At 62.2% G+C, this 8,060-nt stretch carries 7 protein-coding genes; 2 read left to right on the top strand and 5 right to left on the bottom strand.

Annotation, left to right across the window (positions count from 1 at the left end; genetic code table 11):
• Positions 1 to 50: 50 nt before the first annotated feature.
• Positions 51 to 770: a 16S rRNA (uracil(1498)-N(3))-methyltransferase gene (locus WBB95_RS14470; protein WP_424488200.1), complete on the bottom strand. Its 720-nt coding sequence runs from the start codon at positions 768 to 770 to the stop codon at positions 51 to 53.
• Positions 771 to 859: 89 nt separating this feature from the next.
• Positions 860 to 2,266 carry an adenosylmethionine--8-amino-7-oxononanoate transaminase gene (locus WBB95_RS14465; RefSeq protein ID WP_424488199.1) on the bottom strand — a complete coding sequence of 469 codons (1,407 nt, stop codon included), beginning with the start codon at positions 2,264 to 2,266 and terminating at the stop codon, positions 860 to 862.
• Positions 2,267 to 2,549: 283 nt separating this feature from the next.
• Between WBB95_RS14465 and WBB95_RS14460 the strand changes: the two genes are divergently transcribed.
• Together WBB95_RS14460 and WBB95_RS14455 are read left to right on the top strand one after the other, a co-directional pair.
• Positions 2,550 to 3,101, top strand: a complete 552-nt coding sequence (locus tag WBB95_RS14460; RefSeq protein ID WP_424488198.1) for a cytochrome b — start codon at positions 2,550 to 2,552, stop codon at positions 3,099 to 3,101.
• A 32-nt stretch (positions 3,102 to 3,133) separates the two neighbouring features.
• Positions 3,134 to 3,712, top strand: a complete 579-nt coding sequence (locus tag WBB95_RS14455; RefSeq protein WP_424488197.1) for a YceI family protein — start codon at positions 3,134 to 3,136, stop codon at positions 3,710 to 3,712.
• A gap of 399 nt (positions 3,713 to 4,111) precedes the next feature.
• Here WBB95_RS14455 and WBB95_RS14450 read toward each other — a convergent pair whose 3' ends face one another.
• The 3 genes from WBB95_RS14450 to metF all read right to left on the bottom strand — a co-directional run bounded on the left by WBB95_RS14450 (position 4,112) and on the right by metF (position 7,996).
• Positions 4,112 to 6,016: a DEAD/DEAH box helicase gene (locus WBB95_RS14450; protein WP_424488196.1), complete on the bottom strand. Its 1,905-nt coding sequence runs from the start codon at positions 6,014 to 6,016 to the stop codon at positions 4,112 to 4,114.
• 221 nt (positions 6,017 to 6,237) lie between these two features.
• Complete coding sequence (locus WBB95_RS14445; RefSeq protein ID WP_424488195.1) at positions 6,238 to 7,029, bottom strand: substrate-binding periplasmic protein; 792 nt, start codon at positions 7,027 to 7,029, stop codon at positions 6,238 to 6,240.
• A 121-nt stretch (positions 7,030 to 7,150) separates the two neighbouring features.
• On the bottom strand, positions 7,151 to 7,996 hold the full coding sequence (gene metF, locus WBB95_RS14440) for a methylenetetrahydrofolate reductase [NAD(P)H] (RefSeq protein ID WP_424488194.1): 846 nt from the start codon (positions 7,994 to 7,996) through the stop codon (positions 7,151 to 7,153).
• Positions 7,997 to 8,060: the final 64 nt, after the last annotated feature.

Here is an 8,060-nt window from a genome sequence, read left to right as displayed (position 1 = left end):
GCGAGCAAGCCCGCTCCCACAGTTTTAATGGGGTTTGCAAAGGAAGCCGGTTAGAAATCGCCCCAAAGCTGTTGGGCGACGGCCAATGCCACTACGGGCGCTGTCTCGGTGCGCAGCACGCGCGGGCCGAGGCGGGCGGCGTGGAAGCCGGCGCCTTGGGCGGATTCAACTTCGCCGTCATTCAGCCCGCCCTCGGGCCCGATCAGGAAGGCCAGGCTGGCCGGCTTGGCATGGCTGAGCATCGGCTCTGCCACCGGGTGCAGCACCAGCTTCAAGTCCGCCTCGGCCTGCTTCAGCCAGTCGGCCAGCAGCAGCGGCGGGTGAATCACCGGCACGATTGAACGCCCGCATTGCTCGCAGGCACTGATGGCGACCTGGCGCCAGTGCAGCAGGCGTTTGTCGGCGCGCTCGTCCTTGAGGCGCACTTCGCAGCGCTCGCTGAAAATCGGGGTGATTTCGTTGACGCCCAGTTCGGTGGCTTTCTGAATCGCCCAATCCATCCGCTCGCCCCGCGACAGGCCCTGGCCGAGGTGGATGTGCAGCGGCGATTCGGCCTGGCCTGCGAAGGTTTGCGTCAGTTGCACGGTGACGCGCTTTTTACCGACTTCCAGCAGCTGGCCCATGAACTCCTGGCCGGAACCGTCGAACAGTTGCACGGCATCGCCTTCGCTCATGCGCAGCACGCGGCTGATGTAATGCGCCTGTGCCTCGGGCAGCTCATGGTCGCCAAGGCTCAGCGGGGTGTCGGTGAAAAAACGGGACAGTCTCATTTCTGTTCTCTGGAAAAGGGTGTGCAGAAGGGCGCGCAGAGCGTTCTGGGCTGCGTTCCCACGCAGTGCGTGGGAACGATCAACTTCAATCAACCGGGATCGCGGAACCCAGGGTGAAAGTCTCGCGGCACGGCCACGCTGACTTTGCTGTTGGTGGCGATATCGATGCCTTCGCTGGCCACTTCCGCCAGGAAGTCGATCTGTTCCGGGGTGATCACATACGGCGGCAGGAAATACACCACGCTGCCCAACGGGCGCAACAGCGCGCCGCGCTCCAGGGCGTGCTCGAAGACCTTCAAGCCGCGGCGCTCCTGCCACGGGTAGGCGGTCTTGGTGGCTTTGTCCTGCACCATCTCGATGGCGAGCACCATGCCGGTCTGGCGCACTTCCGACACATGCGGATGGTCAGCCAAATGCGCGGTGGCCGTGGCCATGCGCTGGGCCAGGGCCTTGTTGTTCTCGATAACGTTGTCTTCTTCGAAAATATCCAGGGTCGCCAGGGCGGCCGCGCACGCCAGCGGGTTGCCGGTGTAGCTGTGGGAATGCAGGAAGGCGCGCAGGGTCGGGTAGTCGTCGTAGAAGGCGTCGTACACATCGTCGGTGGTGACCACGGCCGCCAGCGGCAGGTAGCCGCCGGTCAGCGCCTTGGACAGGCACAGGAAATCCGGGCGGATACCGGCCTGCTCACACGCGAACATGGTGCCGGTTCGGCCGAAGCCCACGGCGATTTCGTCGTGGATCAGGTGCACGCCGTAGCGGTCGCAGGCCTCGCGCAGCAGCTTGAGGTACACCGGATGGTACATGCGCATGCCGCCGGCGCCCTGGATCAACGGCTCGACGATGACGGCGGCGACGCTGTCGTGGTTCTCGGCAAGGGTTTGTTCCATGGCCAGGAACATGTTGCGCGAATGCTCTTCCCAGCTCATGCCCTCGGGGCGCAGGTAGCAATCCGGGCTGGGCACCTTGATGGTGTCGAGCAGCAGCGCCTTGTAGGTCTCGGTAAACAGCGGCACGTCGCCCACCGACATCGCGGCGATGGTTTCGCCGTGGTAGCTGTTGGTCAGGGTCACAAAGCGCTTTTTGTTCGGCAGGCCGCGGTTGAGCCAATAGTGGAAGCTCATCTTCAGCGCGACTTCGATGCACGACGAGCCGTTGTCGGCATAGAAGCAGCGGGTCAGGCCCTCGGGCGTAATCTTGACCAGGCGCTCGGACAGCTCGATCACCGGCTGGTGGCTGAAACCGGCGAGGATCACGTGTTCCAGCTGGTCGACCTGGTCCTTGATGCGTTGGTTGATGCGCGGGTTGGCGTGGCCAAACACGTTGACCCACCAGGAACTGACGGCGTCGAGGTAGCGCTTGCCTTCGAAGTCTTCCAGCCACACGCCTTCACCGCGTTTGATCGGGATCAGCGGCAGTTGCTGGTGGTCTTTCATCTGGGTGCAGGGATGCCACAGCACCGCGAGGTCGCGTTGCATCCACTGGTTATTCAAGCCCATCGTTTTATCTCCTCGAAGCGGTCCTGCGTCCGGCGCAGGCGAAACAATCGCGCAAGCCTATGCAATGCCAGGCTGTGTCACAACCCATTGCGGCCCCGAAGGTCGAATTCGCAGTAAACGCAGGACGATCTGTCACGTTTCTTGGGAATAGTCCTTAATCGGTTGTTAACGTACTGTGCATAACCTCTTGATCGTATTTCTCGATATTTCAAAGCGAAATTTTCCGCTTTAATTCGATAGGTAAATCGCTAGTCTTGGGCGCAGCTCTTACGGGATTAAGTACATGCAGCTACGTAATTCACCGGCCCGTTACGGCTGGGTCAGCATGGTTTTGCACTGGGGCGTGGCCCTGGTGGTGTTTGGATTATTCGCGCTGGGCTTGTGGATGGTCGGCCTCGACTACTACAGCGCCTGGCGCAAAGACGCGCCCGACCTGCACAAGAGCATCGGTATCACGCTGTTTGCCCTCATGCTGGTGCGCATTGTCTGGCGCCTGGTCAGCCCGCCACCGCCGCCGCTGGCCAGCTACAGTCGTTTGACCCGTATCGGTGCTGCATTTGGCCACGCGTTTCTTTATCTCGGGCTGTTTGCCGTGATGATTGCCGGTTACCTGATTTCCACCGCAGACGGTGTCGGTATCCCGGTGTTTGGCCTGTTTGAGATTCCTGCCGTGATTTCCGGGCTACCGGACCAGGCAGACAACGCCGGCCTGGTGCACTTGTACCTCGCCTGGGTGTTGGTGGTCTTCGCCGGCTTGCACGGCGTGGCTGCGTTGAAACACCACTTTATTGATCGTGATGTGACCCTGACGCGAATGCTGGGGCGCAAAGCCTGATGTTCAACCTCGACTCACAAGGAATAGAAAGCATGTTGAAAAAGACACTCGCCGCGCTGGCCATCGGTACCGCCCTGCTGTCTGCAGGCCAGGTGATGGCTGCTGACTACAAGATCGACAAGGAAGGCCAACACGCCTTCATCGACTGGAAAATCAGCCACCTGGGCTACAGCTACATCCACGGTACCTTCAAGGACTGGGATGGTACGTTCAGCTGGGATGCCGCCAAGCCTGAAGCCAGCAAAATCGCGGTTGACGTGAAAACCGCCAGCCTGTGGTCCAACCACGCAGAACGTGACAAGCACGTTGCCAGCAAGGACTTCCTCGACGTTGCCAAGTTCGCCGATGCCAAGTTCGTGTCGACCGCTGTCAAGTCCACCGGCGAGAAAACCGCTGACGTGACGGGCGACCTGACCTTCCACGGCGTGACCAAGCCTGTGACCTTCAAGGCCACTTTCAACGGCGAAGGCAAAGACCCGTGGGGCGGCGAACGTGCTGGCTTCAACGCCACCACCACGCTGAACCTGAACGACTTCGGCATCAAAGGCCCAGGCCCGTCTTCCCAGACCGTGGACCTGGACATCTCGCTGGAAGGTGTCAAAGCGAAGTAATTTCGCGGAAGCATGAAAAACCGGATCCCAGGATCCGGTTTTTTTATGCCTGGAATGCGGTCAGCTCTCACAGGGGATCTTTATTGAGCTCAAAAAATGCCCCGGATCTCGCGTGAGCGTACTTTTTGTGGTGAGCGGGCTTGCCCCGCGCTGGGCTGCGAAGCAGGCCCAATAAGGGCAATGCGTTTCTTCAGACAAAACGCATTGCCTGGTTTTGGGGCCGCTTCGCAGCCCAGCGCGGGGCAAGCCCGCTCACCACAAATTGGTGGCTCAGCACAAAAAGTCCGGTCAGCACAAAGAGCTGCTCACCCCATATCCGGGTTGCCACAGCAGCCTTACGGCGCCCATAAAAAATGCCCCGTCTCTTTCGAGGCGGGGCATTTTTAGGGGTGCTTCAACTCAGCGGTTGCGGGTCAGCAGCGCTGGTTTTTCACCACGAGGACGGCCTGGCAGTTGGTCCAACTGCTCGGGTGTCGGGAAGCGATCCGCTTTCGACTCCTTGTGGATGATCTTCGGCGCCGGGCCGCCGCGCGGGTTCTGCACGGCGGGTTCGGACAAGCGTGGCTGGTCGTCACGGGCCGGGCGGCGGTTGTTGCTGCGCGAATCTTCGCGACGCGCCTGACCGTCACGCGGTGCGCCATTACGCGGGCCGCTGCGCTTGGCAGGTGGCGTACCGGTGGTACCGCCGCTGCTGTTGCGCGGGCCGTTCTGACGACCGCCTTGTGGCTGGCCGCCACGTGGCGCGCCGGTACCTGCAGCGGCACCCGCGCCCGCGCCCTGTGCCGGAGCACCTGGACGACGGCCACGGCCCTGGGCCGGTTTGGCCTGGGGCACGTAGTCAACGCGGTTACCGAAGTTGTCCACGTCGTCGTCGAGGAACTCGTCCGGGGCGCGGTCGGCTGTGGCGCGTGGCGGCTGGCTTGGCTGGCGCTGTTCGCGGGCCGGGGTGCCTTCACGTGGTTTCTGTTCGCGGGCCGGGCGTTCGCCACGGGCGCTGGCAGGCGCTTTTTCCTTGCCGCCCTTGTCCTTGCCCTTGTCGCGACGACCACCGCCACCACCGCCGCCGTTCGGGCCATCGCCCTTCGGACCGCGTGGGTTGCGTGGGTTACGCACGTCCGGACGCTCGCGCGCTTCAGGCTTCTCAGCCTCCACGGCGCTGGAGTCGAAGCCCATCAGGTCGCCGTCGGCGATTTTCTGCTTGGTCATGCGCTCGATGCTTTTCAGCAGTTTTTCTTCGTCCGGTGCAACCAGGGAAATGGCTTCACCCGAACGACCGGCCCGGCCGGTACGGCCGATACGGTGCACGTAGTCTTCGTCGACGTTCGGCAGCTCGAAGTTGACCACGTGGGGCAACTGGTCGATATCCAGGCCGCGGGCGGCGATGTCGGTGGCAACCAAAATGCGTACTTCACCGGCCTTGAAGTCGGCCAGGGCTTTGGTGCGCGCGTTCTGGCTCTTGTTGCCGTGGATGGCAACGGCGGTGAGGCCGTGCTTGTCCAGGTACTCGGCCAAGCGGTTGGCGCCGTGCTTGGTACGCGTGAACACCAGCACCTGTTCCCAGGCGCCATGGGTGATCAAGTGCGCGAGCAGCGAGCGCTTGTGGCTGGCAGCCAGGCGGAATACGCGTTGTTCGATACGCTCGACCGTGGTGTTCGGCGGCGTGACTTCGATGCGTTCCGGGTTGTGCAGCAGCTTGCCGGCCAGGGCGGTGATGTCGTTGGAGAACGTTGCCGAGAACAGCAGGTTCTGACGTTTGGCCGGCAGGCGGGCGAGGACCTTTTTCACGTCATGGACAAAGCCCATGTCGAGCATGCGGTCGGCTTCGTCCAGCACGAGGATTTCCACGTGGGACAAGTCGACGCTGCCTTGGCCGCACAGGTCGAGCAAACGACCCGGGCAGGCAACGAGCACGTCAACACCACGGGACATGGCCTGAACCTGAGGGTTCATGCCGACGCCGCCGAAGATGCAGGCGCTGACGAACTTCAAGTCGCGGGCATACAGCTTGAAGCTGTCGTGCACCTGGGCGGCGAGTTCGCGGGTAGGGGTCAGGACCAGTACGCGCGGTTGGCGCGGGCCGTGACGCTGGGATTTGTCCGGGTGACCGTTGGGGAACAACCGCTCCAGAATCGGGAGGGCGAAACCACCGGTTTTACCAGTACCTGTCTGCGCCGCAACCATCAGGTCGCGACCTTGCAACACGGCGGGAATGGCCCGCTGTTGCACCGGAGTAGGCTCGGTATAGCCCGCTGCCTCGATGGCGCGGACTAAAGCCTCGGAGAGACCGAGGGAAGCAAAGGACATGAGTAATCCTGTTTTAGTTAGGGCTTGGCCCAAAGGGATAATCTTGCCGGGCGTGAATGGCGCTTAGGGGAGCGCAATCCCGTCCGGTCCTGCTGCGTCTGGCGGACACTCCACCGGCTCGCGCGGGCTGAAAGCTGCGCAGTAGCTGGGTTGGGTGCCTTTTTCAAGACCTCAGCGGCCGGGCGTAAGCCTGGCGGAAAGGCCGGAGTATAACAGAGCAATCACTGCGCGCTGCTTTCCTGCTGCTCAACGGTGTGTTCTGACGCCGTAATGGCTTGGCTTCCACCGTATTTGGCACTCAGGGCGGCATAGGCCGGTTCCTGTTTGAAGCGCTTGAGTTCGGCGGCAAAGCGCTGCACCAGCAGGTCCATGCCGGCGCCACGGCGCACCGCGAGAAACTGCGGTTGGCGGCTGACCACCCACGGCGCCTGGCTGACCTTGCCTTCGAGGCCCAGCGCCTTGATCACATGCTGGCCCACGCGGCGGTCGGTAATCACCAGGTCGATGCGCCCCAGCGACAATTTGCCGAAGTTGGCCTCATGGCTGGGCGCCGACTCTCGGTTGAACAGGCCCGACTCACTGAAGCCGTCGCCATAGAGGTAGCCCGGCGACGTGCCGACGGTCAGGCCGCGCAGGTCGTCGAGGGATTGCACCGGGTGCGGGCGTTCATTGGCGTAGAACAGCACGAACTCGACGTCCGACAGTGGCTCGCTGGGGTACAGCAGGACGGTGTCGCGGTCGTGGCTGTGGAAAATGTCGAGCGCGCCGTCGGCGTGGCCTTGGTCGAGCATGGCCAGGCAGCGTTTCCAGGGCAGGAATTGCCACTCCACGTCCACGCCCAGGCGCTGGAATACGGTCACCGTGGCTTCATAGTCCAGGCCGCGCATGGTGCCGTGGTCTTCGTATACATAGGGCGCCCAGGGCTCGGTGACAATGCGCAGTTTCTCGCCGAAAGCACTGAGGCTCAGGCAAGTAAAAAGCGCGGCGGTCAACAACTTGAGAATGACGGGCATGCCTTGAGATTACGACGGCCCAGCCCTAAAGAGAAGCTCTGGCGCACGCATTAGAGGGCAAGCAGGGGGCCAATAAAAAGGCCCTCGATATGACGAGGGCCTTGGGTGCGGCGCGGAAACCTCAGCGTGGCAGCTTGAGGTTGTTCCAGATCGCCAGGCTCGGCTCGGCCTGGTTCAGGGTGTAGAAGTGCAACCCTGGCGCGCCACCTTGCAACAGGCGCTCGCACATTTCGCTGATGACCTGTTCGCCGAACGCCTGGATGCTCTTGACGTCATCGCCGTAGGCTTCCAGTTGCTTGCGCACCCAGCGTGGGATTTCAGCGCCGCAGGCGTCGGAAAAGCGCGCCAGCTTGCTGTAGTTGGTGATCGGCATGATGCCCGGCACGATCGGGATGTTCACACCCATCGCCCGCACACGCTCGACGAAGTAGAAGTAGCTGTCGGCGTTGAAGAAGTACTGGGTGATCGCGCTGTTGGCACCGGCGTTGGCCTTGCGCACGAAGTTTTGCAGATCGTCTTCGAAATTGCGTGCCTGGGGGTGCATCTCCGGGTAAGCCGCCACTTCGATATGGAAGTGATCGCCGCTTTCTTCACGGATGAAGCTCACCAGGTCATTGGCGTAGCGCAGCTCACCGCTGGCCATGCCCATGCCGGAGGGCAAGTCGCCACGCAGTGCGACGATGCGCTTGATGCCGGCTTGTTTGTACTGGGTCAGCAGGCTGCGCAGGTCAGCCTTGCTGTCGCCCACGCACGACAAGTGCGGAGCGGCGGGAACTTTGACTTGGCTTTCCAGCTGCAACACGGTGTTGATCGTGCGGTCACGGGTGGAGCCGCCAGCGCCGTAGGTGCAGGAGAAGAAGTCGGGGTTGTAGCTGGCCAACTGCGTGGCCGTGGCCATCAGTTTTTCATGCCCAGCATCGGTCTTGGTCGGGAAGAACTCGAAGCTGTAGCGACGGTCTTGGGACATGGTCGTATCCTTGGAAACTCGAAACTGGAAGGCTTACACCGTCAATGTGGGAGCGGGCTTGCTC

The sequence above is a fragment of the Pseudomonas sp. genome, from assembly GCF_049645325.1.
Lineage (GTDB): Bacteria > Pseudomonadota > Gammaproteobacteria > Pseudomonadales > Pseudomonadaceae > Aquipseudomonas.
This window is presented reverse-complemented; position numbering and strand designations above follow the sequence as displayed.